The following is a 24,184-nucleotide window of genomic DNA, read 5'->3' as shown; positions in this document are numbered from 1 at the left end:
ATTTGATTAATAAAAATATATATGTATATTCGTGGAAACTAATCCAAAAATCATCACCTATGAAATACTCACTTATTGCTGCGTTCTTAATAGTTTCTTTAGGATATTCTGCTACGAATCCTATTAATGAGAAAGAGAAAAACAAAAAGGAGAAGAAGGAGAAAAAAGAAGAAAATGTATTAGCATCTAGAAATTTTCATTCTGTAAAAAGATGGAAAATCAACATAGAATATATTAATGGAGAGGTTATCAGTAAAACGATTACTTTAAACAGTAACCGATCGTTAAGTCCATTAGAAAATGCTTTTTATGAAGCAGAAAAATATATGAAGACCTTAAAAAATGTAAAAAGTTATCACGTGTCACCAGTTTCACGTAATTCTTTCGTGTTATTAGCTGGAAACTAATAATCTAATAGTAGTCCCAAAACTACTATGGAATCTTATATACCTACTATTTTGAAAAGAGACAGCTTTTGCTGTCTCTTTTAAATTAAAATATATTTTGGATTTGATCCATGTTTTCGTTTCTATTAATATGTATGATATATTCAAGTAGAAAAGAAAGATAATTATTGAAGAATAAAAAAAGATATTTAATACCTAATAATTTCTAGGCATGAAATATAGAAACGGTAACAAGATTATTGTACCCACCAGCTGTTTCCTGTTTTTAAAACAAGACTACCATTAGATTCTCGTTGTATTATGATAAAACCATTATTTCCAATTTTATCAAGTTGCTGCACATTCACGTAGGGAAGATTAACATAATCAACACCTTCGGCAGCACCTTTTTTAACTACTGGGTTTGTTAATTCACCTTGAAAAGATTCCAAATCTTTAAAATCCATTTTCATTAGTGGTCTATTCGTATTTGCAATTAATAAAAAGCGGTTTCCTTCGTTAGAAATTTCTACCATATCCACTGGCGAGTTACCACTTCCCAATTCTGCTACAGTTTTACCTTTGTGGTGATTACCATGTTTTATTTCATTCATAGGAAAAACTACTAATGGTGTACAAGTATAACTAGCAACGATTTGCAAAGTTCCATTAACGGTTGTAGGAATAAATGTCTTAATAGGAGCGTGTGTTTCATACTTTCCATGAGCGGCATGATAAATTTCTAAAGAAGTAGATTCTTGAGTATCATTAAAAGGAAAATCGATTGATCTAAAAGTTGAAGCAAATTCTTGGTTACTTAATCCCGATAATAATACTTTTCCATCTGTATACTTAATATCTGCAATTGCCCATCTTCTCAAACTACGTCCACGTCTGTCTTTAGCATCTTTTCCAATTGGGTTTACTAATGAAGACTTACTGTAAGAAACGTTATCTAAAGGCACTTGCTTCAGTACATTGTCTTCGACTCTTAGTAAAATTGGAATACCTGAACTATGATTAATAGAAAGGTAAACATTGTCATTCATAGGATTTACGACCATATCAGTTATTTGGACTTGATCTATTGTAGTTCCCATCATATCAGCTACTAACTTATCAATATTGTCTAATTTAAGCTTTGAGTTATCTAGTTTAGGATGTTCACTGAGGTCTATAGCTATAATTTGTGCTGCATCGCTATCACCAATAAATAAGATACCTTCTGGGCCAAATGTCATTTTATGAATGGAAGAAATTTCTGGATTTCCCATCTTAAAATCTGCTTTTAGAAATGAATTAGCATATGTTTTATTGATGAAAAAAGAAAAAATCAATGAAATTATAAAAGTGATGAGTGTTTTCATGAGAAGTGATTTATATGGATGTTTTCATTGATTTTAAAGGTACTAAAAATGGAGTGCGACAAGCGTTAAAGATATCCCAATACTATTTTATCACACATATGTATGTGCATGATATTTGGTATACAATCGCTAATATTAATGAAAATGAAAGTGAACTAATTAAAAATAGATTCTTTTACCAACTCATAATAAGTAGCGCTTACTGGTATTTTAATGTTATTAAGTAGAAGATCTTTTCCTTTTAAAGTAGTTGCATAGTTCTTATTGACTATAAATGACCGATGAACTCTCATAAAAAAATGTGGAAGTTCATTTTCCAAAGATTTTAAAGTTTGATGGCTCATTATTTTACCATTATCTGTATGGTAAATAACGTATTCACTATCGCTTTCAATGAAAAAAATATCCTTATATTTTATTTTATAAAGATCATATCCAGATTTGATAGTGATGGTTTCCTCCATGAATGGTGAAGGTTTTTTGTTTTCAACCTTATGGATGGCCGCTAGAAACCGATTAAACGTAATTGGTTTTAATAAATAATCTAATGCATTCAGTTCAAATCCTTCCAGAGCATATTCAGAATAAGCAGTTGTAAATATAATTTGGGTAGAGGAAGGTATCATTTTGGCTAAGTCTGTACCTTTTAGATCGGGCATTTGAATATCTAAAAAAAGGATATCAATTGTATTACTTTTAAATAACGGAATTGCCTCAAGTGGATTTTCTAAAGAAGCTAAAATTTCTATATAGTCTAAACGATCTATATAGGTTTTCAAAAGCGTTCTTGCCAGTTCTTCATCGTCAATTATGATACATTTAAGCATGATCTAATGAATTTATATATAATTGCACTTTAAACACTTGATCTTTTGTATCAATGTTTAACTGATGTTTTCCTGAGTATAAGATACTCAATCTTTTCTTTACATTTTCCAAACCAATTCCCCCAATTTTATCCTTTACGATGGATTCTTTGGGAATGCTATTCTCAATTTTGAAATCTACATGTTCTAGTGTAGCGTTGATCACTATATTGATGAAAGAACTATCAGGTTTTTCAATATTACTATGCTTAAATGCATTCTCAATAAAAGGGATAAATAACATTGGAGCTATAAGCACTGAAGGATCTAGAATATCAAATTTGGTCTGTATATTATAGGGTTTACTACTTTTTAATGAAAACAACTTTATATAATTCTCAATGTAAGCTAACTCTTTTTTAATAGTAACAAAAGGTCTATCACATTCATACAAAACATAGCGTAGCATTTCGGATAAATAACTAATACTTTGTTGGGTTTTATTAGAATCAATGACTGAGAGCGCATAAATATTATTAAGCGAGTTAAATAAAAAATGAGGGTTTATTTGTGATTTTAATAATTTGAGTTCAGTCTGTAGATTTTCACTTTTACTTCTTATCATTTCTTCTTCTTTTCTTTGTGCAAATAGAAATGTCTCAAGAAATGTAGCTATTAGGTAGGCAATCATTAAATTGGAGAAGTGTACCATAAAAATCGATGGTGGATTGACTCCTCTTGGAGGCCTCATCGGTCCATTTCTTCTTAATCGAGTATCTGGTTTATTAGCCTCCATAGGTCTTCGCATTTTTTCATGCATTTTAGGACCTGAGAATATGTATGATGAGATAAATGCAGATGTAAATATTAGTATGATAGAAATGATTACGAAAAGTATATATTTCTTTTTAAAAAGAAATTGTTTGGCAATATAAAAGATTAATAACCCAATTAAAGCAACCTGCAAACCAAAAACTACAGAGTTTTCAATAAGAAATCGGTCATTTCTTTTCTGAAGAATAGATAAAAATATCCAAATTACTGCCCATAATCCTATCTGGGAAAAGAATCGTATTGATCTTGTCATAGTACAAATAAAGTGAAAATAAAATACTCGAATTCTAAAATACTACATTCTCAAATACTAGTTATTATGTGTTTATAGAATTGAAATAGTTATTCACTGAAAACTTCTGTCAATTCACAGAAAACAAGGTTTTTACATTATACTTTTATCGAAATTTAGAGTCTATACAAGAAACTAAAACAGAAAAATATGAAAAGTAACTTGTTTAATTTAGGACTTATAATGACTGGTGTTTGTTTGCTTACTTCTTGTCATTCCAATGCTCAGTCAAATGATCAAAAAAGACCAAATAGAGAACGTCCTAGTGTAGAAGAGATTTTCGAAATGATGGATGCTAATGAAGACGGAAAATTAAGTAAAGAGGAAGTTAAGGGACCATTAAAAAGAGATTTTACCAAAATTGATTTAGATGAAGATGGATTAATCACTAGAGAAGAATTGGAGAAAGCTCCCAAACCTGAAAGGAAAGGACCTCCAAGAAATAATTAATAATTATCGATGAATGAAACTTTAAAAAATGAAAAATAAACTTAAAAAAATTACTGCTGTAATATTCGGATGCATGGCAATGATTACTTTAATTGGTTGTTTTGCATGTAGTGGAGATGATAATAATACTTCAATGGTGAATGATAATGATATAGTAACAGAACTTCATGAAGCATTTTCAGAATTTGACACAGATAACGTAACTATAATGCTAAGTGGCTCAAATGTTGTTATCGAAACAAATGGACTCCCAAATCATACGTCTCCATATTGGTCGAATACCACAGCGAGAAGTTTAATGGGACCGAATGGAGAAATTATAGAAACTCCTGCAGCAGCTCAGGATCATCCTTTATTTGTATCACCAACGCTGACATCATTTGAACAAATGGCACCTGGAAATATCGACGATTTTAATGGATCATACTCGCTAACAGTGCCTGCAATACCAGAACTTGCAACTAATTCTACTGCAACGGGATTAGGAGCAATAGGCATAGCAGTAAGTGGTTCGGTAATTTATAATGATGAGGAAGGACCAAATATTCCATTGGATAATGCAGTGGGCTCTTTGGATTACACAGCGGCGCATACTGGTCCGCAGAGTTATCATTATCATTTAGAACCCAAAGCATGGTCTAATGATGATGATAAGCTGATTGGTATTATGGCTGATGGTTTCTTTCTCTATGGAAGAAAAGAACCTTCTGGAGAGTATCCATCCGATTTAGATGAATCTGGTGGACATGTTGGTACAACACCACATTCTTCTACAGAAGAATATCATTATCATATTCAGAATGAGTTATATCTAAATGAGTTTTATATTCTTTTTCCAGGAGACTATCAAGGAACACCAAGTACAATTCAGTAATGAGATTATTTATATTCTTTTTAATTACAGTGTATTCAGGTTCTTGTATACATCCTAATAATGACTCGAATAATAGTAATATAGCAGTTAATGAGAGGATGATTGTACAAAAAGATGAACTTAAACTGATTCCGAATCAAGGGTTAGTATATTTTAAAGATCAACCTTTTACTGGTATTTCTGAATTGTATTACGACGGCTATAATATTGCAGAGAGAATCACTTATAAAAATGGTCAAAAACATGGGGTTTTTAGGAAATGGTTTGCTAACGGAATTTTAAGTTTTGAAGCAAATTATTCTTTCGGTAAGAAAAATGGGCTGGTAAGATCTTGGTGGAGTAATGGTAATATACGTTCAGAATCTAGATTTAAAAATGGAATTGTATCTGGTTTACAAAAACAATGGTATAAGAGTGGAAATAGATTCAAAACACTAAATATAGTTGACGGAAGAGAAGAAGGTATGCAGAAAGCATGGCGAGAAAACGGGAAACTGTACAATAATTACCAAGCAAAAAATGGAAGAATTTTTGGCTTAAAACGAGCAAATTTATGTTATGAATTGGAGAAAGAAATTATACAGTATAAAAGGTAAGATTTGTTTTATTGTTTTATGTTCCTTGTTCATTAGTTGTAATCAAGAAGAGCAAAAATCTAGTAGAGTAGAGGTGTTACCTTACTATAATGATGCAAGTTTTACTCCGAACTGGTTAACACCAAATTCATTAGAACTAAGAAATTTTCATAAGATTCCAAGTTTTTCATTCATAAATCAACTAGGTACCGAAATAACCGATAAAACATTTCAGAATAAGATATATGTAACCGATTTTTTCTTTACTACTTGTCCAGGTATCTGTCCGAAAATGACTTCCAACATGCTAGCATTGCAAGAAGAATTTAGAGATGATAATGATGTTTTATTACTATCCCATTCTGTAACTCCAGAGAAAGATTCGGTAAATATTCTTAAAAATTACGCCGATGCTAAAGGAGTATTAACTCATAAATGGCATTTAGTAACTGGAAATAGAGAGGATATTTACAATTTAGGAAGGAACTATTATTTCGTAGAAGAAGATTTAGGTGAAGCCAAAACCAATGAAGATTTTCTACATACGGAAAATTTTGTTTTGGTTGATCAAAACAAGCATATAAGAGGCATTTATAATGGACTTAATAAAACATCTATTGCACAGCTAATCGCTGATATATATACGTTAAAGTCTGAAAAAAACTTTTAATACTATAGCTATCCCAAGACAACTATTAAATTCAAAGCTTAGTTGCGTTTGTGTTTATAGATAGATTGTGTTCAAATTCCCAGTAATTAAGAGTTACTGGGATTTGTTTTTAGTATTTTGATTAAAAAAAGGCTGAACTTTAAAAAAGTCCAGCCCTCATAAACAACCAATCATCTAACATAAACCATTTTTCATAGCAATTTTATCCCCTATTTCTATAACCATTAGTTTAGCTAAACAATTAGTTTAACAGTCGATTTTGATAATTTTGTTTTTGTTCATCATTGCATTATCAAATCCACAAAAGTGTATATGTGCCATAACACATAATTCATTATCAGCATTAAAAAAGCGACTTTTAATCTGTATATTTTTTAAGTTTTTATCTATATGAATAAGCTCTAGATTTATAAAGAAGTCTTGCAAAAACATTAGAGGTTTAATTAGCATTAATGAATCTGAGGATTCACTTTGTAAATAAGGCAGTGTTTTCATTTTTTTCTTTATAAATCCTTTTTCAAAAAGAAAAGTATTTATGATAGATGTCATATATTTTTGATAAGCAGTTTTTTCCATATACATATAATCATTTACATCTTCACCTTTTACTTTGTAATCTCTCCTAAACATTTTAGTTTGCAACGACATAATTCTTTATAGCTTAGTTATTAGATATTAAATCCCTGAGTTTTGTATTTGTTTCAGTTTCTTTTTCTTCTTATTACCTATTTGAAAAGCTCTTGATATATTGAATCCCAGATGTATATCACCTTCAAAAAAATCATCGGTCGATTCTGTAATAAAGCTTTTTTCAATCATGGTTATAGAATTTGAAAGTATGATTTGGAAAACATGTCCTCCAGTCTCAATATCTACTCCAAAGGCTAATGAATTTGATGCATCTATCGATTTTAAAGGGTTAGCCGTATAATAATACTCACCATTAACAGAAATTCTTTTGGTAATCTTCACTCTGCTTCCTACACCTACAGCAAATATTCCATGTGGATCATCATTAATCTTTACAGAATTTCTGTGTATATAGGTTGGAGTTATTTGTAAAGAAAAAGCTGAGCTAAATTTTCTTGCAATTAAAATTTGTGTAACATAAGATAACTTTTGACTAAAGGTTGGCTCATTTTCTGGATCAAAATCTTTTAATGTTCTATACGCTAAACTTGAAAAAAGAGTTGCAGTAAAAGGGAAAGCTTTTTTACCAGTACTTTGTTTCAAAAATTTATATTTTACAAATCCGTCATAAGTTTTATCAAAACTACTTCTACCAACACCAATCATCAGGTTATCTGTTACACCATATTCGAAAGCAAATCTAATATTAGATTGATCTAACCCATATAATTCATCAGCACCAAGATTTACTCTTCCAAAACGGTGCGATATTAAAAACTCAAGAGTTCCTTTTTTTCTATTTTCTACAGAGTGTCCATTTAAAATTCTAGTTCCTTTAAATGTAGCTGTAGTGTAGTTTTTGGTTTCCGTAGTCTGTTCTTCAAGAATGTCCATTAAATCCTGAGAAAATGATTGCAAACCAATAGTGCAAAAAAGTACAATTATAATAAACTGTTTCATGTTATTTTGTATATGGTTTGTGATCGTAATCAAATGTTACCTTAATTGTTTTAGCAATATTATTTGTAACTACAGATGGTATTTTAATTCCAAAATCTGCTACTTTAACTTCAAAATCTCCTTTTAATAAGATCTTATCATTGGTATATTGTATTTTACTTTGAGTTTCAATTTTTTTAGTAACTCCATGAATCGTAAGATCTCCAACAATTGTAACTGTTGCTTCTTCTTTAGCTAGTTTACCAAAATCAATGATTTTGCCTTTAAAAGTTGCTTTCGGATATCGATCAGACTCTACATAGTTTTCATTAAAATGTTCTTGCATTAATGATTTTTCGAACGCGAAAGATTTCATTAAAATTGCAATTGCTATGGTTCCTGAAGAGGAATCTATAATGCTTAATACTTGGTTATTATCAGCATTTATATCTTCTATCGGAGTTGAAGAAAAAAAGGAAGTATACCCCTTTTTGGTTAAGAATTTCCCTTGCCCTATAGAAACAGTTGAAAATAATAAGGCGATTATGATTAGTTTAATTTTCATTTTTTTCAATTTATTGGTTTATGGTACAATCACACATTTTACTAGCACGACATCCATTAGATACCCAGTGCAGATGCCTTTAATGTTTACTGTTTGACCTGTTTTTAAGTTTTTTTCATTTTCTTTCTCTGATAAATGGCAAATCACACTGCCAATAGTATCTTCATTACCTAATGTTATAATTCCCTTACCTGTTTTATCAGAATCGATTGCTATAATAGTTCCATTAACTTGAATAATTTCTTCTAAATACTTAGTGTTAGCTTCAATTTCATTGTTAGAAAAGTTATCTACCAAGACATCAGAAGTAATTAGTAAGTTTGGTTTAGTTTCAGCAATATTTACAAATGGTTTGTTGTACATTTTTAGAGCTAATACTATTGAACCGATTAGTACAACTGATAAAATGATGATGATGATTGTTTTTTTAGACATACATTATGATTTAATTGTTCAACGCACCATTATCTATCCAGCAGCGTATACGTTCAATTTCATTAGAACTTAAAGTGCCTCCTATGGGCATAGTTCTATTAACTACTTGAGTTCGCACTCTACTAGCATTATTTCTAATATTTTCGAATGTTCTTAGATCAGGAGATTGATTCCCTCCATGACAACTTAAACAGTTGTTCTGGATGATAGGTTGGATATCCACTGTAAAAGAGACATCTTCGTTACAAATAAATTCATCAGATATGGCTTCAGTTTCTTCTTCAACATTTGTTTCGCAAGCGTATAAGATACTTATCAACAGAATGCTGGCTAATTTGATTTTTGATAAAGATTTCATTGTTTGGAGAATTTAAAATAAGAGGAAGGATAACTTTTTGGAGAGAAGTATTACCTTCCTCTTATGACCAACTAACTACTTAATAGATTATATAATTAATGAAAACTTACTTTTTATAATGCTGTAGTATCTGTATTCACTACAGGCCATATTCCTGGATTAGGGACACTTATTCCGTAATTATCTCCTCTTTCTACATCTTGTCCGAAATAGTATAATGGTCTTCCTTTATAGGTTAATTGTGGTCTTCCGAATACATCAATAGTTCCGAAATCATTTCGATCTAAAATACTTGGCAGTCTATCAATATCAATATTGATAATAGGCCAGATAGCATCATTTGAGAAATCCTCTGCTGTATAATTGTTTTTATCTTTGGTGTCGTTTACAAATGCATAGATGGTTCTTCCTGTACTACTAGTCATGTAAAAAGTAAGTCCATCTCCAGGAACGTAGTCACTTGTGAAATTTTGATCATTTCCATCAGCATCTCTTCCAACCAATTGAGCTTCTGCATACATTAAAGAATAATCAGGCTTAGCAATATACCAGTTGTTCCCAACTTTATCTCCATTCGTATCACCTGCGGCATTATCATTAAAAAAGTAATATAAAGGCCAACCTTTGTAAGTGTTTTGTTTGTCTCCATCTGCTCTTGTGATTACTCCAAAATCTGCAGCGTTTAATCCTTCGTCAAGCGTTAAATCTGCTTTATAAAAAATTGGCCATGCAGTCTTGCAATCACCATTACATTCTGATTGATCTTTTGTATCTCTAGAAAAGAAATAAAGAGACATTCCTTCGGCGTCTGTTAGGATATTTCCAAAAGTTGCATCATTTACTAATTGAACAGCATTGTTTTCTTCAGCAGGAGGATCGATACCGATAATGTTTTCTGCGTCATCACTACTACAGCTAGTTAATAATGTGATTGATGTAAGTAATAGATAAATTGATTTTTTCATTGTAATAAGTTATTTATGATTTATGCCACAAATAACCGTCAATAGAGGGCTGAGAAACAAAACAAAATGTATGAGAGGGAAAAAAAACGGCTGAAAAGGAAAAAAAAGAGGGTGAAAAAATTATGATTTTTGAATAAATCTACAAATCATATCCTTTTTACAATTGAATAAAAATCTATCTTATTAAAATAGTTGGAAGTTATAATTTAGATATTTAGTTGTACGAGAAAAATAAGGGAAACCTTATTATATATTCAACCATTGTCTAAATTCAGATGCTTTATTTTTACTAATGATTATTTCAACATCTGCATTATGAATTAATATTTTGAGCTGGCTGTTTCCGTATTTGATAATTTTTGCAATAGCACTTATACTAATGATAAATTGTCTATTTGCTCTAAAGAATACTGACGGATCTAGGTTCATAAGCATATCATCAAGACTTACATTACTTGTAGATCTTTTTCCATCAAAACAGATGACATAGGTTATACTGTTTTCTGTATATATATATGCTATTTGATTAATTGAAACAGGAACTAATTCATTCCTGATATATGTAAGTATTCTTTTTTTACTAGAATCTGTAGCTAAATCTATTGATGATTCATTGGTTTCTATAACTTCTTCATTTGCATTATTAACTAGTCTTTGCTGGTATGCTATAAGATCTGTATTTAATTTAGATAGATTTATAAGTTCACTTTCTAAATCCGTATTTTTTTGTTCTAATTGCTTTTCATAATAACTACCTATAATACGTACTACAATAAATGAAGATAGTATGATTAATCCTCCCATTAGTAAGAAAATAGTGTAAAAGCTGGTTTTTAATTTCCGAACTTGGCCTCTTACTTTATCGAGATTGATCTGAGCAGCTACAATGAGGTCAGATTCTTGTACAGGTGCTATGTATACAATTTCAGTCTTCAGATCATTTGTGGGGATACTATCATTTTCTTTTCTTTCACCTAGTAATAAATCATATAATTGATCTGAGCTATTTTCTTCGTTAAGAGAAGTGAGCAGCGATTGGTCAGAGTTTACTTTTTGACCTAATTTGGTAATATCGGGATTACATACTTCTTTACCTGACCAGTCAAAAACACAAATAAAAGAGGTGCCATTATCAGTATTTTCAATTACATCTTGGATATTATCTATTATTTTTTGTCTATCAATTCCGTTTGAAATCTGATAATAGGTAAGTTTAGAAATCTCATCAGCTTCTCGTTTACTAGATTCTAATTGGATTTCGATTAATTGATTTGCACTAGCTTTAACAAAGTGTTTTATGCTAAAAGAAGCTATAATTAGAAATATTACAGCAATCGAAACAAAAGTTAAAAGGTATAATCTATCTTTTCTCATTAGAATTAATGCTAAAGGATAATCCTGTGCTTAAGAATCCTCACAAAATTCAATGGCGAAAATACAATTTTTTATAAGGATTATTTTTAGAAAATTTAATTATTCAGTAGAATTTCAAACTGTTTTTTTCCTTTTAGAAACCATTTTTTTCTTTTTAAGACAATTTTTCTTTTCATACTCTTTGAATTCATATTACTTTGTTCCTGTATTTAAGAATACATGTAATATCAATACACTATAATCTGTTAGGTGAATAAAAAAAATAAAATAGCTATTCTTCTTTTCGCTTCCCTATGTCTAATAGGTGTTTGTTTGTATTACACCATAATAGAAAGAGGAGATATAGATATTTTAGAAGCTACTGCAGAGATGCATACAAATTCTGAATTACTCGTAGACTTATACAGTAAAGACGAAGACAAGGCCAATAGTCATTATAAAAATAAAATTATAGAAGTTACTGGTATTGTAAAAGAAATTAGTTTCTTGAACAATAGAAATACGATACTATTAAAAGGAAATACAACAAAATCTAGTGTCATATGTGATATGCAGCTAAACCAAACCGCGATATTAAGAAAACTTAAAAAAGATGATGTCGTTAAGATCAAAGGTGTTTGCAAAGGATACCTTAAAGATGTTATTTTATTAAATTGCACTTTTATTAATCAAAATACCAATGAATAAAATTCTTATTCAACTATTTTTAATATTCAATTTGATTTCTTCAGATAGTGTGTCTGATCAAGTGATCACGCGCCAAGGTCAGGTTTCTTTCTTTTCATATACATCTGTAGAGAATATTGAAGCTAAGAATAATCAAGTTTTAAGCATTATCGATCTATCCAAACAGGAGATTGCTATTAGTATGCTTATGAATGCATTTATTTTTAAAAAATCATTAATGCATGAACACTTCAATGAGAGTTATATTGAATCTGACTTGTATCCGAAAGCCACGTTTCAAGGAAATTTTATTGATTTTGATCCTTCGATAGAAGGTAGTCAAACAAGATTTGTAAAAGGAACACTTACAATAAGAAATATTTCAAAAGAGATTGAGATCAAGACTAATATTGAAAATGTAGATGGTAAATTTTTAATAACAGGAGATTTTGAATTAGTTGTTAAAGATTTTGAAATTAAAATCCCACCAATTCTTAGACCGAATATTGCCAAAGTTATATCTGTAAAATTTAGATTCGAATATCAGCCTTATGAAGAATAGCATATTTTTTCTACTATGTATTTTATGTGTAGGTTATCATAACTTGGCACAATCACAGGATTTATTAAAAACCTTAGAACAGGAATATCCTGATACTCCTCAGTATGAAATAGCTACTTTTAAATCAACAAGAATTGCTATTGGTCATTCTGTTGAAAATAGGAGGAAAGGGGTTTTACAGATCATGGCAATGAATAGGTATTGGAATGTTCCTAATCATGATGGTCAAACTTTTATTGCAGATAAATGGAGTGCCAGAATTGCTTTAGAATATGGTATTTCGAATAGACTTTCTACAGGTTTTGGTTGGACTACCTTCGAAGATGTGTATGATGGATTTTTGAAATATAATTTAATCAGGCAACGTAAAAATTCTAAAAAGTCTCTTTTTAGTGTCACCTTATTTCAAAATGCATCTTACAGAAGCGAATCTAATGGAAGATCTGCTGTTTATGGAGGTTTTGAAGATACTTCATTTCAGGATCGTTTAGCTTTCACTAGCCAAGTATTAATTGCACGAAAGTTTACACCTCAATTTTCTGCTCAGATTTCTCCAACCTACATTCATAGAGGAGCATCTTTAGCGGATGAAGATCCTAATAATCATTTTGCTGTTGGAATTGGAGGTAGGTATAAATTAGGAGGTCATGTGTCTATAGTCTCAGAATATTATTATGTTGCTAATCCTATAAAATCAGTAGATACATTTGGAGCCTTTGCCTTAGGTGTAAATTGGGAGTTAAGCGATATAATGTTACAATTTCATATGACAAATGCCTGGAGTACAGTAGAAGACGTGTTTATTTTACAAACACCTAATAACTTTAATTTTCAGGATGGTAATTTTACTTTCGGATTTACAGCGACTTTTGCTTTACATCTCAGTCAAAAAAATCCATAATTTGAAAAGGGAATCCCTACAGAAATGCTGCATGAAGAATTGAATTATATTCGTAAATTCGTCTTGACAAGTAAAAATAGGGGGAAACATGTCTAAAACTACTCAATGTAAAAATTGCGAAAAACACTTTGATGAATCTTATGACTATTGTCCATATTGCGGACAAGAATCAGCAGATAAATTAACATTTGGTGTATTATTTAGTAATACGATTGGAAACTATTTTGCAGTAGATGCTCGCTTTTTTAAAAGCTTTGTTCCACTAATGACAAAACCTGGTATTCTAGCCAGAAGATTTGTTGATGGAAAACGTCTTTATTATTTGCATCCAGCGCAGTTTTATCTTTTTATATCTGTCGTATTCTTTTTTATTTTCTCTTTTACTATTAGAAAGGCCGATACAAGTTTGAATCAAACTATTCAGAAAGGTTTTGACGAAGGTGTTGTTTTAGAACCTTCAGAATTTGAAAAAGATTCGATCGGTTTTGAAATAGCAAAAAGTGTTATGAAAGATAATGCTGTTTTAAATGACATCACAAAGGATGACTTTAAAGCACTTGATTCTGCATTACAAGCTGAGAAAATAAATCCCAAAATGTCTTTTAATTATAAAAGAAAGCAATTAGACTCTTTAATTGAAATTGATGCCCCTTTAGAAGAAAAACTAAAAATTATGGGCGTTAAAGATGAAGATGGAGCAATTACTAAAAAGTTTTTCACTCAAATACTGAAGTTTTATGAGCAAAAAGGAGGAGGAATTTTAAATACATTGTATGATACCATTCCAATTACGATGTTTCTAATGTTACCACTATTTGCTTTTTTGTTGAAGATATTTTATTGGAAGAAAGGGACTTTTGCACATCATATGGTATTTAGTTTTTATTTCTTTACCTTCATTTTTACATCGCTATGTTTTTTGATTTTGAGTAATATGTTAATTGAAATTCCTATTTGGCTAGAATTTCTTTTCTTTTTCTCTTTTATCATTTATCTAATGATTGCGCTAAGAAATTTTTACAAGAGTAGTCGTACATCTGCATTTTTTAAAGGTATTTTAGTGACGTATATTTATATGATGATTATTGTACCAATTGCCTTTAGTGGTATAATTTTGGTTTCTATATTTTTGTATTAATTGTTTGATTTTATGAAGCTTGCTATTGCTAATACTTTTTCAGAAGAACTACCTGCTGATCCTATTCAGGAAAATTACCGTAGACAAGTTAGAAATGCTTGTTTTTCTTACGTAAATCCTAAAAAAACAAATAACCCCAAGATTTTACATGTTTCCAATGAAATGATGGAAGAACTAGGCCTTTCTAAAGATGATACCATTTCGGATGAATTTTTGCAAATCATGACAGGTAATAAAGTATTAGAAGATTCAAAACCGTATTGCATGCATTATGGAGGTCATCAATTTGGTCATTGGGCTGGTCAATTAGGTGATGGTCGTGCGATTAACCTTGCTGAAGTGGAATATAATTCAAAACGTTGGGCTATTCAGTTAAAAGGTTCTGGAGAAACTCCATATTCTCGCAATGCAGATGGATTGGCAGTTTTACGCTCATCCATACGAGAATATTTGTGCAGCGAAGCTATGTTTCATTTGGGAGTACCTACCACTAGAGCCTTATCACTGGCAACAACAGGCGATCAGGTATTAAGGGATATTATGTATAATGGGAATTCAGCTTATGAAAAAGGTGCTATTGTGTCTAGAGTTGCCCCATCTTTTATTCGATTTGGAAATTTTGAAATTCTTGCTGCTTATAAAGATCATGAAACCTTAAAAGCATTAACTGATTATACTATTAAATACTATTTTCCTGAGATTAAAGCTGGTTCAAAGGAAGGATATTTAGAGTTTTTAAGATCAGTGAGTAGTAGAAGCTTGAAAATGGTGATTGATTGGCAAAGAGTAGGTTTTGTGCATGGAGTAATGAATACTGATAATATGTCAATCCTTGGATTAACCATAGATTATGGTCCTTACGGTTGGTTAGAAGGATATGATCATGGTTGGACACCAAATACTACCGATCGTCAATTCAAAAGGTATAGATACGGAACGCAACCTGAGATTGTATTATGGAATTTATACCAATTAGCAAATGCTTTATATCCTTTAATTGAAGAAATAGAGGCCATAGAAGAAATTTTACATGAGTATCAGAACACTTATAAACAAGAGTATTATACAATGATGTGTTCTAAGCTTGGATTATTTAATACTCAAATGAGGGATGAAGTTTTGGTAAAAGATTTGGAAGAGATTTTACAATTGACAGAAACGGATATGACGATTTTCTTTAGGAATCTTGCGAATTATACAAAAGGTGATGCTAATGACTTTATGAAGATCATAAAAGATGCCTTTTATCATGTAGAAGAAGTAGAAGGGCCAATTCTGGAACGTTGGAATGAGTGGTTTTCTAGATATGATCAAAGACTAGGGTTAACATCTTTGGATGATACCGAAAGAAAAAACAAAATGAATGGCGTAAATCCTAAGTATGTATTACGTAATTATATGGCGCAACTTGCCATTGATGATGCAGATAAAGGAAATTATGATTTAATTGATGAATTATATCAAATGCTAAAAAAACCTTATGATGAACAACCAGAATATGAGAAATGGTTTGTTAAGCGCCCAGATTGGGCAAGAAATAAAGTAGGATGTTCTATGTTATCCTGCAGTTCATAAAATTATGACCTTATTAGATTATATTCATAGAATTCCCGAAGGATATTCTGAAGTTTTATATGACAATAAAAAATATGGTGTAACCAAAGATATTTTCAATAAAGGAAAATCTTTTAAAATTTATGCCAAAGAATTACAAGGCAAAGACTTTATAAGCCTTAACTACTATATTACATCCACCTCGCAATTATTAAAACCTTGCGAAATGCCAGAGAAAAAAGTTATTGATTTTTTAGAAGGTTTTAATTTTTTTTAAAAAATTGACTTTTAAAACTTTAGAGTATTTACTTAAATCTAAAATTTAACTATTTGTCTCCTGGATGATATGTCTTTTGAGCTCGTTTTAGAACATCTTCTTTGTAATATGCAGCTTCTTTAAATTCTACATCTACATAGGGTTGAATCTGATCATTAAAGTGTTTAGAACTTGGATTTCCACTTTGTCCACCTGCTAAACTCGTTTTTGCTTTTACTTTTTCGCCAAATTCTACCACTGCTACAAAACTATTTCCTCTAGTACCATATATTTTTTTGGTGTCATTCGTATAACGTGCTCCATAAGCTGCTAACGCTCCCCAACGTCCAGAGGCAAAACCAACTGCTGTACTCGGTTTTTCATCATCAAATGGTTGCTTGATAGCTCCATTGATACGTTGAAAACGATTTACTTCGCCCCAAGGAAGTACTTTTCCAAAATCATTTTCAAGTTGAGCAACAGTTTCCTTAAATATAGCAATCCGCTCTTCCAAAGGCGATTTGGTACCAAAATAGGTGAGGAGTTGCATATCACTCATACGTCCTTCTGTAGGTCTTTTTCCTTTTCTGGCGTATTGGGTACCATAAAAATGTGCTAAGGTCATAGCAACTGATTCTTTATTTGTTTTATAATCCCAATTTCTTAAAATTTCGATATGACTTCCTAATTCTTTGGTTTTATCTACTTTGTCATAAGCTTCCACAAGACCTGGAATCAATTTTGAAAAAGCAGGTAAGTAGGGATCATATGCTAATTGGATAAGACTATCTATGGTATAGTCTTTCTTTTCTTTTAATAATTCAATTGCATGTACACCTCTAAAGTTTTCTCGATCTATAGACATGTATTTTGGATAATCTTGTTTTTTAGGGCTAAATTCTAAAGCTGAAGTATATGGTGTAGAATTACAATTCTGCAACCATCCATTTTCGGGATTTAATAGCATAATGGTTTCATCTACAGGATGTAGACCATTCCAATCAGTCTTAGGATTACTTCCATCTACTGGTTTAGTATAATCAAAAGAGGTATCTCTAACGGGAATAAAATTACCATGAAAATATGCAATATTACCTTCAGCATCTGCATAAACAGTATTATTAGATGAATTGGTTCGTATATCCATCATATCTCTAAAACCTTTATATCCAATTTGTTTAGTGCGAATATAAGATTGCTGTAGCGCTTTTACAGGTTCCCACATTAGTGCAGAAGCTACCCATTTTCCATCTTTCATATGAGTAATTGGACCATGATGTGTTCGATAGGCAGGAACTATCTTTTCTTTTAAAGAATCTCCATCTTTATATTTTAAAGTGATGTTATATTCTTCTATTGGTTTCCATTCTTCTCCATATTTATATACAGGCTTTCCATCTTTTTGAGTTGTCGTTTCTACAAACTCATCAATAACGTCAGTATAGGTAGAAGTATGCATCCAACCAGTTTTTTCGTTAAATCCTTGATAAACAAAAAATTGTCCCCAAGTTACAGCTCCATAAGCGTTAAGACCTTCTTCACTTACCACATGTACTTCTCCTCGAAAATAAAAGGAGGTATGTGGATTAATCAAAAGCATTGCATTCCCAGATTGAGTAAGTTTTCCAGAAATCGCTATTCCGTTAGATCCTTGTGGTTCTAACATTTCTTTTTCCTTTGCTAAAGCAGTTTCTTCTGCAATTGGCATTTCTATTCCTTTTTCATACATCGCTTTGATCTTACGAGTAGAAACACGTTCGATAWCACCTCCAATAGAGCCTTCACTAAAATACATTGGCATCCAAGGTTCGAACTTGGTTAGTAATCTTGGTGTTACTTCTGGATGCGTTTTTAGATAATAATTAATACCATCGGCAAATGCAATACATAACTCTTTCAACCATTGCGGGCTATTTTCATAATTGGCAATAGCTTCTTCTTCTGTCATGAAAAGTTTTGCTCGAATATCACTGTAAATGGCTTCTTCACCTTCAACCTCTGCGAGTCGACCAGTTGCCCATATATAATTTTGCTCTACACGATTAAAATCATCTTCACATTGCGCATATAACAACCCAAAAACTGCATCGGCATCTGTTTTTCCGTAAATATGAGGAACACCAAAATCATCTCTGATGATTGTAGTATTTGAGGAATGATTCTCCCAACGTTTTTCTTCCTCGGTAAGCGCTGTTTTCGTTGTTTTAGTTTCTGTTTTGCAAGAAATAAGCAATAGCGTAACACTAAATACGATGAACTTAAATTGTCTCATATTATTTATTTTAAAATATGTATAATAGGAAGTTTTTATTGTAAAAGAGTATGCACTCCGTTTTCTAAGGCATACAATTTGTCAATTTCTTCTTGGGTAAGATTTCGATTAAAAATTGAAAGTTCATCCATAAGACCGATATATCCTAATCCTAAATAAATGTTTGACTTTTCTAATTCCCAAGTAAATGGATCTTTAATACCATTTCTTGTTCCCTGTAGTTTTCCATTTAGGTATAAAGAAGTTTCACCATTATCAGAATTTAGATTTTTGAAATTAATGAAGATATGCGTCCACGATCCTTTAGCAAAAGGTGGTTTCGAAACAGGAACTAATTGACTTAAAAAATCTTTATCCTCATTATCTGAAACAGTCGTGTCTTTTTTCCATGAAGTTTTATCACCGATAACTCCAAGTCTGAAATCTCTAGGGTTTTCTTTTGTGAAATCTACCCAAATGGAGGCGTCATTATAACTAACATCTGTAATCTGAATAGGATCGCAATACCCAGGTTTTAGATCCGTTGCGGGATCCAAATTTAACCAAAATGAAATAGCTCCGTTCCAATTTTTATCAGTATATGAAATATTGTTTTTACTCGGATAATAAATATATCCTTTATTTCGATCGCTATACTGTAGTGCATTTCCTTTATAACCTTGGTTTTCGGCAATAGTAATTCCTTCCTTGTGTATTCCAACTTGCGCTGAATCTCTTGCTGTTCTTGATGGAACAGTATATAGCTTAGGATCACCTAAAGAAAAATCAGCATCAATTCCTTTATCAAAAGAAGCATAAAAGGTTAGTGCTTGTTTTAATACTATTTTAGTACTATCTATTTTAATTTCTTCCTTTTTCGATTCATCTTTTTTGGCTTTGTCTTTCCCACATGAAAAAAACAAAAATGATAAAGCAAAAGTGATAATTGTACTGTAACGAAGGTTAGTCTTTAGAGTGTTCATGAGATGATTTATGTGTATACGGATCTAAATATATAAAAATAATACCCATCAAATAAATTGATAGGTAATGTATATATATCTTTTATGTAAACTTTATGAAATTAAACTACGACTATTAGATTCTATTCATATAAGAATAAACCATTGTCATTGATTTTTTATTTGTTGTATTCTCATTCCTACTCCAATTCCTGCCATAATTATTGTCAATAGTGTAAGTGTTAATACATAAGAAGAACTATGTTGTAATCCACCAAAATAATCTAGAAAAGGAATTTTATTCAGGTTTCCATAGGTAATCATGAAGAATACAATTTCAAATAGCTTTTTCCCTTTAGTTACTATTCCAGATGTTATAGCCAATAAAACAATAAAAATAGCACCAACAATTATATGTATGAAAGATTGTATATCCATAACAAATACAGATTTTATCAATAATGGAAGTGCTAGTATGAGCATTATTACAATACCTGCCAGTAATTGAGACAATAATAATCTTCTTAATGGCTTATAAGATGTAAATGCAAAATATTGAACATCATGATATATTTCTTTCGAAGAGATATCAGACAATCTATGCACTTGTAAAAACCAAAGAATAGGTAAAACAATCGTATGTGCAATAGAAATTGGAAGTACAGCAAGTAGTATAAAACCAATGCAGTTTAAAATCCACAACCATCTTTTACCTTTTCGTATAAAAAGTAATAATTCTGTTTTAACTAATGAATAAATTCCATAATTGTGCGTTGATTTTTTCAATTTGGAAAGTTCTATTTCGTGAACAGTAGTTTTTTGTTTTTCGGAAGAAAATAGCTGTTTTTTCTTTACCAATTGTTTTATATCGAATCTATGGAAGATTGGAGAAAGTAATAACAATAATAGACATCCGGATACACACCATAAAATTCTACTGATGATAAAACTAATAGGGAAATTGACTCCTTCAAATTTAAAATTTTTAGTTTCTCCTGTATTTCCTAATACATATCCAATAGTAAGACCTTTATCATCACCCGTTTCTAAAAGATTTCTAACGCTTTCTTCCATTTGATGCATTACAATCTGGGTTCCAAATAGATCAAATTCATACATATTAGATGAATTCTCTGATAATGAAGGAAATGCCAAATAGGAAAATAGAAAGAAAAAACCAATGTTTTGTATTACCGTGTATTTTGTAAAGACAACTTCAAAAACCACTGCAAGTATTGAAATACAAAATATTGCAGGAATTGGTATGATCAGATATGGAATTATAAACTGAGAAATATCAAAAGAATATCCGTCATTATATAAAAAGAAAAGCAGAATACTCATTAAAAAGACAATTACCACTATAGTAACTAGCAATAGAAAGTTGCTAAGAGCTTTCGACAATAAATACCTAAAATTAGTAATCCGTGTAGATGCCGTGATTTGTCCAATTCTGGTAACTGTGTCCGTTTTAATAGCACTATTAACGAGATAAAATCCTACTAAAGATAAAAATATGCTGGTCATGATTGCTGTAACATATCCAAACCAAGCAGAATTATAATACCCCACATAATCTGCTATTCGAATTGTTGAATAGGATGCATCTGGTTCTGGTACAAAGGTGTAAGCAATAGCCAAACTAATACAAAGGGTTATTAAAAAGCTATAACTTCTAGTACGGTGTAAATAATCATATTTTATGATAGAAAAAAATGTTTTCATCTGTTTATGTTTTTATTGTTTTTAACGGTCAGATGGAATCGCCATCTAATCATATCGGTGGGTATCAACTTAACTGTTATGGCTTATTTCATGATAAATGATATTAATAAGCGTAATAAACTCCGACATGTACTTTCTTTAGTATTAATATGGTAATAACTAAAATCATTAGGATTGTTATGATGATTGATGCTGTCGTTTTTTTGTTTGATGAATTTTTCATTTGTTTATATTTTTAATTTGTTTTGGTTAAGTATAAATATGCATCTTCCAGATTAGCGGTCTGAGAAACGGATCCGTCTATAGGTGATTCAGAAATGTATCTTACTGCTATTTTATCTTCTTTTCTGGATGTGCTTATTACAATATTATTGTTCTTGAAATTGTCTAAATGTTCTTTGTTAATAGCTACTTCGAATACTTTTTGATCTATGCGATCAATCAATTTTTCTTGATTGCTATAGGATAACAACGAACCATTTTTCAACACTGCTACTTGATCTGCAATCGTATCAATATCCGACACAATGTGTGATGATAGGATAACAATACAGTCTTGTGCCAAATCCGAAATAAGATTTCTAAAGCGGACACGCTCTTCTGGATCTAATCCAACTGTAGGTTCATCAAAAATTATAATCTTAGGATCATTTAATAAAGCTTGTGCAATTCCTATTCGTTGTTTCATTCCTCCAGAATAACTACCAATAGGTTTTTTAGCAGCATCCAGTAGATTTAATCCATTTAGTAATTGTTCTATTTTGAATTGAATTTCTTTATCAGCAATGCCTTTTAAAGCAGCTATGTATTGTAAAAATTCAAAAGCATTTAAGTTGGGATATACTCCAAAGTCTTGTGGTAAAAAACCCAGTTGTTTTCTTATATAATTGGCATCTTTTAAGATGTTATTCTTGTTGAGTATAATCATACCTTCTGTAGGTTTACTAACAGTTGCTATCATCTTCAGTAAGGTAGATTTTCCTGCTCCATTAGGACCTAAAAGACCTAATATTCCTTTATCGATCGTCATGGAAAAGTCCTTTAAACCATATTTATTTCTGCTGTATCTTTTTGATACATTTTTTATTTCTAATTTCATGATTATCAAGTTTATTTGTTTGTCGTTACTTTATTAATGGTAGTGGTAAAACCATTTTGGTTAAAGGACAAACTATTGTTATCTCCTTCAATTTGTGTTAAAACAACACCTACTGTAGTATCATACAGTGATTTTTGGTTTTTCTGTGTAAGCTCGCTTTTTACTCCTTGTTCCTCAGAAACTAGATACATTTTATCATTTTCAAGTACTATTTTTAAAGTGAGATTTGCTTCTTTTAATAAATAAGTACCTGCATATTTTTTGAAGTTATCGATGTCGATATTTTGAAAATTTTCTATAGGATTGTTGTTGATATATGCCAATAAATCATTGGTGATTGACTTTTTGGATGGAATGGATTTGCTGTTGGTAAATACCAAATACATATCCTTTGTTATTGGGTTATATTGATTTCTGAATGCATATCCGATATTATTTCCACCATGACCATAATATTTTGTTCCATTATCGTTTGATTTAAGCAATCCTAAACCGTAATATTCGTTTCCTGTTTCCATCATCATCTTCACAGTTTCTTTTTTAAGTAGTTTTTCGGTTTCAAATAAAGAACTATAAAAGACTTCCATATCTGTAAGGGTAGAAGCTATACTACCAGCAGCATACGCTATATTCGCAAAATAACGATAGTCTAAATACTGAGTTACATCTTTACCTTCGTGATAGGGCGTTGCCAAGTTTGGAAGATTCTTATGAACGTATGGATACGTATTCTTCATTTTTAATGGAAGAATAATACGTTCTCTTAATACGTCAAAATAGCTTTGATCAGTTACTTTTTCTATAATTTTTCCTAGTAAAAAATAATTAGTATTACAATAATCAAAAGAACCAACTATTTCAGGATTATTTTCTTCAACCTGATCTAATAAATTGGAATTGTAAAGCGCATCATCTTTTCCGTAAAAAATATCTAAAACATTCTTTCCAATTACTTCATCTAAACCACTTTCATGTGTAAGTAAGGCTCTAATTGTTAGTGAACCATCTACATTTTTGATGGGAGTTAGATAAGAACCAATGCTATCGGTAAGTTTTAGAGTCCCTTTTTCTATTTCTTGCAATATCAATATGGCAGTAAATGTTTTGGTAGCGCTACCAATATTAAATACACTGTTTTCGGTAAGATTAAAATTACCAAGGCTTATAGTCTCGGTTTTATGATTCTTTTTAACCAGTACAGCAATTCCTTTGTTTTGTTCTTTTAAAATTGAATTGTACTTTTTGGAAATAATGGCTAAATCGCTAGTTTGACTATAGCTTACATATTTTATAAATAGGATTGCCAGAAGAACTATTAATCGTTGTAAAGTTTTCATATGTCTGAGATTTTGTATTTGTTGAGATCAAAACTCAGTTATTTAAGCAGTAATAGGAAAAAAGAATGATGAAAGGCTTCTGAAACGTGATCAGAGCGTAAAAGTCATTTCAAACCAAAAAACAGTTCACTTAGATCAAATATGATATCTTACATCATGAAAATATGCTATTTCGACCGCTATAACTTACTTTTGAAAACAATTTTTAAAACG

General features: G+C 30.8%; 26 protein-coding genes. 11 read left to right on the top strand and 15 right to left on the bottom strand.

Annotation, left to right across the window (positions count from 1 at the left end; translation table 11 throughout):
* The first annotated feature begins 59 nt into the window (after positions 1-59).
* The gene (locus GBO31_RS13425) at positions 60-407 is read left to right on the top strand and encodes a hypothetical protein (RefSeq protein ID WP_219008870.1); all 348 of its coding nucleotides are present in this window, start codon (positions 60-62) and stop codon (positions 405-407) included.
* A 236-nt stretch (positions 408-643) separates the two neighbouring features.
* Here the strand turns inward: GBO31_RS13425 and GBO31_RS13420 are convergent, their stop codons facing one another.
* From GBO31_RS13420 to GBO31_RS13410, 3 genes are all read right to left on the bottom strand, one after another.
* The gene (locus GBO31_RS13420; protein ID WP_219008869.1) at positions 644-1,753 is read right to left on the bottom strand and encodes a hypothetical protein; all 1,110 of its coding nucleotides are present in this window, start codon (positions 1,751-1,753) and stop codon (positions 644-646) included.
* A 155-nt stretch (positions 1,754-1,908) separates the two neighbouring features.
* Entirely contained in the window at positions 1,909-2,580 is a 672-nt protein-coding gene (locus tag GBO31_RS13415) for a LytR/AlgR family response regulator transcription factor (RefSeq protein WP_219008868.1), read from the bottom strand.
* On the bottom strand, positions 2,573-3,646 hold the full coding sequence (locus GBO31_RS13410) for a sensor histidine kinase (protein ID WP_219008867.1): 1,074 nt from the start codon (positions 3,644-3,646) through the stop codon (positions 2,573-2,575). The genes GBO31_RS13415 and GBO31_RS13410 overlap by 8 nt, the downstream gene beginning before the upstream one ends.
* Positions 3,647-3,835: 189 nt before the next feature.
* Between GBO31_RS13410 and GBO31_RS13405 the strand changes: the two genes are divergently transcribed.
* The 4 genes from GBO31_RS13405 to GBO31_RS13390 are packed head-to-tail and all read left to right on the top strand — an operon-like array spanning position 3,836 to position 6,254.
* Positions 3,836-4,135 carry an EF-hand domain-containing protein gene (locus tag GBO31_RS13405; RefSeq protein ID WP_219008866.1) on the top strand — a complete coding sequence of 100 codons (300 nt, stop codon included), beginning with the start codon at positions 3,836-3,838 and terminating at the stop codon, positions 4,133-4,135.
* Positions 4,136-4,163: 28 nt separating this feature from the next.
* A complete protein-coding gene (locus GBO31_RS13400; RefSeq protein ID WP_219008865.1) occupies positions 4,164-5,009 on the top strand; it encodes a YHYH protein in 846 nt (281 codons plus the stop codon).
* Positions 5,009-5,605, top strand: a complete 597-nt coding sequence (locus tag GBO31_RS13395) for a toxin-antitoxin system YwqK family antitoxin (RefSeq protein ID WP_246615868.1) — start codon at positions 5,009-5,011, stop codon at positions 5,603-5,605. Before GBO31_RS13400 ends, GBO31_RS13395 begins: the two co-directional genes overlap by 1 nt.
* The gene (locus GBO31_RS13390; RefSeq protein WP_219008864.1) at positions 5,568-6,254 is read left to right on the top strand and encodes an SCO family protein; all 687 of its coding nucleotides are present in this window, start codon (positions 5,568-5,570) and stop codon (positions 6,252-6,254) included. Before GBO31_RS13395 ends, GBO31_RS13390 begins: the two co-directional genes overlap by 38 nt.
* A gap of 246 nt (positions 6,255-6,500) precedes the next feature.
* On the opposite strand, the gene GBO31_RS13385 is transcribed toward GBO31_RS13390, so the two are convergent.
* From GBO31_RS13385 to GBO31_RS13355, 7 genes are all read right to left on the bottom strand, one after another.
* Positions 6,501-6,902 (bottom strand): hypothetical protein, encoded by a 402-nt coding sequence (locus GBO31_RS13385; RefSeq protein WP_219008863.1) that lies wholly within the window; start codon positions 6,900-6,902, stop codon positions 6,501-6,503.
* Between the two features lie 27 nt (positions 6,903-6,929).
* A complete protein-coding gene (locus GBO31_RS13380; protein ID WP_219008862.1) occupies positions 6,930-7,844 on the bottom strand; it encodes a DUF5777 family beta-barrel protein in 915 nt (304 codons plus the stop codon).
* Position 7,845: 1 nt separating this feature from the next.
* Positions 7,846-8,388: a YceI family protein gene (locus GBO31_RS13375; RefSeq protein WP_219008861.1), complete on the bottom strand. Its 543-nt coding sequence runs from the start codon at positions 8,386-8,388 to the stop codon at positions 7,846-7,848.
* A gap of 18 nt (positions 8,389-8,406) precedes the next feature.
* Positions 8,407-8,823, bottom strand: coding sequence for an OB-fold putative lipoprotein (locus tag GBO31_RS13370; protein ID WP_219008860.1), 417 nt, complete (start codon positions 8,821-8,823; stop codon positions 8,407-8,409).
* A gap of 10 nt (positions 8,824-8,833) precedes the next feature.
* Positions 8,834-9,181 (bottom strand): c-type cytochrome, encoded by a 348-nt coding sequence (locus tag GBO31_RS13365; protein WP_219008859.1) that lies wholly within the window; start codon positions 9,179-9,181, stop codon positions 8,834-8,836.
* A gap of 113 nt (positions 9,182-9,294) precedes the next feature.
* On the bottom strand, positions 9,295-10,146 hold the full coding sequence (locus GBO31_RS13360; RefSeq protein ID WP_219008858.1) for a hypothetical protein: 852 nt from the start codon (positions 10,144-10,146) through the stop codon (positions 9,295-9,297).
* 246 nt (positions 10,147-10,392) lie between these two features.
* On the bottom strand, positions 10,393-11,520 hold the full coding sequence (locus GBO31_RS13355; protein WP_219008857.1) for a LytTR family transcriptional regulator DNA-binding domain-containing protein: 1,128 nt from the start codon (positions 11,518-11,520) through the stop codon (positions 10,393-10,395).
* A gap of 249 nt (positions 11,521-11,769) precedes the next feature.
* Between GBO31_RS13355 and GBO31_RS13350 the strand changes: the two genes are divergently transcribed.
* The 6 genes from GBO31_RS13350 (at position 11,770) to GBO31_RS13325 (ending at position 16,618) form a co-directional block, all read left to right on the top strand.
* Complete coding sequence (locus tag GBO31_RS13350; protein ID WP_219008856.1) at positions 11,770-12,207, top strand: OB-fold putative lipoprotein; 438 nt, start codon at positions 11,770-11,772, stop codon at positions 12,205-12,207.
* Positions 12,200-12,748, top strand: a complete 549-nt coding sequence (locus GBO31_RS13345) for a YceI family protein (protein ID WP_219008855.1) — start codon at positions 12,200-12,202, stop codon at positions 12,746-12,748. The genes GBO31_RS13350 and GBO31_RS13345 overlap by 8 nt, the downstream gene beginning before the upstream one ends.
* Positions 12,738-13,649: a DUF5777 family beta-barrel protein gene (locus GBO31_RS13340; RefSeq protein ID WP_219008854.1), complete on the top strand. Its 912-nt coding sequence runs from the start codon at positions 12,738-12,740 to the stop codon at positions 13,647-13,649. The genes GBO31_RS13345 and GBO31_RS13340 overlap by 11 nt, the downstream gene beginning before the upstream one ends.
* A gap of 88 nt (positions 13,650-13,737) precedes the next feature.
* Positions 13,738-14,787: a DUF3667 domain-containing protein gene (locus GBO31_RS13335; protein ID WP_219008853.1), complete on the top strand. Its 1,050-nt coding sequence runs from the start codon at positions 13,738-13,740 to the stop codon at positions 14,785-14,787.
* 12 nt (positions 14,788-14,799) lie between these two features.
* Complete coding sequence (locus GBO31_RS13330) at positions 14,800-16,362, top strand: protein adenylyltransferase SelO (RefSeq protein ID WP_219008852.1); 1,563 nt, start codon at positions 14,800-14,802, stop codon at positions 16,360-16,362.
* 4 nt (positions 16,363-16,366) lie between these two features.
* Positions 16,367-16,618 carry a peptide methionine sulfoxide reductase gene (locus GBO31_RS13325; protein ID WP_219008851.1) on the top strand — a complete coding sequence of 84 codons (252 nt, stop codon included), beginning with the start codon at positions 16,367-16,369 and terminating at the stop codon, positions 16,616-16,618.
* Between the two features lie 49 nt (positions 16,619-16,667).
* Here the strand turns inward: GBO31_RS13325 and GBO31_RS13320 are convergent, their stop codons facing one another.
* The 5 genes from GBO31_RS13320 to GBO31_RS13300 form a co-directional block, all read right to left on the bottom strand.
* Entirely contained in the window at positions 16,668-18,869 is a 2,202-nt protein-coding gene (locus GBO31_RS13320; RefSeq protein WP_219008850.1) for an acylase, read from the bottom strand.
* Between the two features lie 35 nt (positions 18,870-18,904).
* Complete coding sequence (locus GBO31_RS13315; RefSeq protein ID WP_219008849.1) at positions 18,905-19,831, bottom strand: LamG domain-containing protein; 927 nt, start codon at positions 19,829-19,831, stop codon at positions 18,905-18,907.
* Between the two features lie 147 nt (positions 19,832-19,978).
* A complete protein-coding gene (locus GBO31_RS13310; protein ID WP_219008848.1) occupies positions 19,979-21,535 on the bottom strand; it encodes a hypothetical protein in 1,557 nt (518 codons plus the stop codon).
* A gap of 235 nt (positions 21,536-21,770) precedes the next feature.
* On the bottom strand, positions 21,771-22,634 hold the full coding sequence (locus GBO31_RS13305; RefSeq protein WP_219008847.1) for an ABC transporter ATP-binding protein: 864 nt from the start codon (positions 22,632-22,634) through the stop codon (positions 21,771-21,773).
* Between the two features lie 11 nt (positions 22,635-22,645).
* Complete coding sequence (locus GBO31_RS13300; protein ID WP_219008846.1) at positions 22,646-23,971, bottom strand: serine hydrolase domain-containing protein; 1,326 nt, start codon at positions 23,969-23,971, stop codon at positions 22,646-22,648.
* Between the last annotated feature and the right edge of the window lie 213 nt (positions 23,972-24,184).

Source organism: Aquimarina litoralis, assembly GCF_019295435.1.
Lineage (GTDB): Bacteria > Bacteroidota > Bacteroidia > Flavobacteriales > Flavobacteriaceae > Aquimarina > Aquimarina litoralis_A.
The sequence above is the reverse complement of the archived record's forward strand: the minus strand, read 5'-3'. Positions and strand labels throughout refer to the sequence as shown.

Coding starts and splice junctions, on each gene's coding strand:
- GBO31_RS13420 (WP_219008869.1), bottom strand. CDS start 1,753: ATGAAAACACTCATCACTTTTATAATTTCATTGATTTTTTCTTTTTTC.
- GBO31_RS13305 (WP_219008847.1), bottom strand. CDS start 22,634: ATGAAATTAGAAATAAAAAATGTATCAAAAAGATACAGCAGAAATAAA.
- GBO31_RS13410 (WP_219008867.1), bottom strand. CDS start 3,646: ATGACAAGATCAATACGATTCTTTTCCCAGATAGGATTATGGGCAGTA.
- GBO31_RS13360 (WP_219008858.1), bottom strand. CDS start 10,146: ATGAAAAAATCAATTTATCTATTACTTACATCAATCACATTATTAACT.
- GBO31_RS13400 (WP_219008865.1), top strand. CDS start 4,164: ATGAAAAATAAACTTAAAAAAATTACTGCTGTAATATTCGGATGCATG.
- GBO31_RS13415 (WP_219008868.1), bottom strand. CDS start 2,580: ATGCTTAAATGTATCATAATTGACGATGAAGAACTGGCAAGAACGCTT.
- GBO31_RS13355 (WP_219008857.1), bottom strand. CDS start 11,520: ATGAGAAAAGATAGATTATACCTTTTAACTTTTGTTTCGATTGCTGTA.
- GBO31_RS13310 (WP_219008848.1), bottom strand. CDS start 21,535: ATGAAAACATTTTTTTCTATCATAAAATATGATTATTTACACCGTACT.
- GBO31_RS13345 (WP_219008855.1), top strand. CDS start 12,200: ATGAATAAAATTCTTATTCAACTATTTTTAATATTCAATTTGATTTCT.
- GBO31_RS13395 (WP_246615868.1), top strand. CDS start 5,009: ATGAGATTATTTATATTCTTTTTAATTACAGTGTATTCAGGTTCTTGT.
- GBO31_RS13300 (WP_219008846.1), bottom strand. CDS start 23,971: ATGAAAACTTTACAACGATTAATAGTTCTTCTGGCAATCCTATTTATA.
- GBO31_RS13325 (WP_219008851.1), top strand. CDS start 16,367: ATGACCTTATTAGATTATATTCATAGAATTCCCGAAGGATATTCTGAA.
- GBO31_RS13405 (WP_219008866.1), top strand. CDS start 3,836: ATGAAAAGTAACTTGTTTAATTTAGGACTTATAATGACTGGTGTTTGT.
- GBO31_RS13315 (WP_219008849.1), bottom strand. CDS start 19,831: ATGAACACTCTAAAGACTAACCTTCGTTACAGTACAATTATCACTTTT.
- GBO31_RS13425 (WP_219008870.1), top strand. CDS start 60: ATGAAATACTCACTTATTGCTGCGTTCTTAATAGTTTCTTTAGGATAT.
- GBO31_RS13365 (WP_219008859.1), bottom strand. CDS start 9,181: ATGAAATCTTTATCAAAAATCAAATTAGCCAGCATTCTGTTGATAAGT.
- GBO31_RS13335 (WP_219008853.1), top strand. CDS start 13,738: ATGTCTAAAACTACTCAATGTAAAAATTGCGAAAAACACTTTGATGAA.
- GBO31_RS13340 (WP_219008854.1), top strand. CDS start 12,738: ATGAAGAATAGCATATTTTTTCTACTATGTATTTTATGTGTAGGTTAT.
- GBO31_RS13385 (WP_219008863.1), bottom strand. CDS start 6,902: ATGTCGTTGCAAACTAAAATGTTTAGGAGAGATTACAAAGTAAAAGGT.
- GBO31_RS13370 (WP_219008860.1), bottom strand. CDS start 8,823: ATGTCTAAAAAAACAATCATCATCATCATTTTATCAGTTGTACTAATC.
- GBO31_RS13375 (WP_219008861.1), bottom strand. CDS start 8,388: ATGAAAATTAAACTAATCATAATCGCCTTATTATTTTCAACTGTTTCT.
- GBO31_RS13330 (WP_219008852.1), top strand. CDS start 14,800: ATGAAGCTTGCTATTGCTAATACTTTTTCAGAAGAACTACCTGCTGAT.
- GBO31_RS13390 (WP_219008864.1), top strand. CDS start 5,568: ATGAATTGGAGAAAGAAATTATACAGTATAAAAGGTAAGATTTGTTTT.
- GBO31_RS13380 (WP_219008862.1), bottom strand. CDS start 7,844: ATGAAACAGTTTATTATAATTGTACTTTTTTGCACTATTGGTTTGCAA.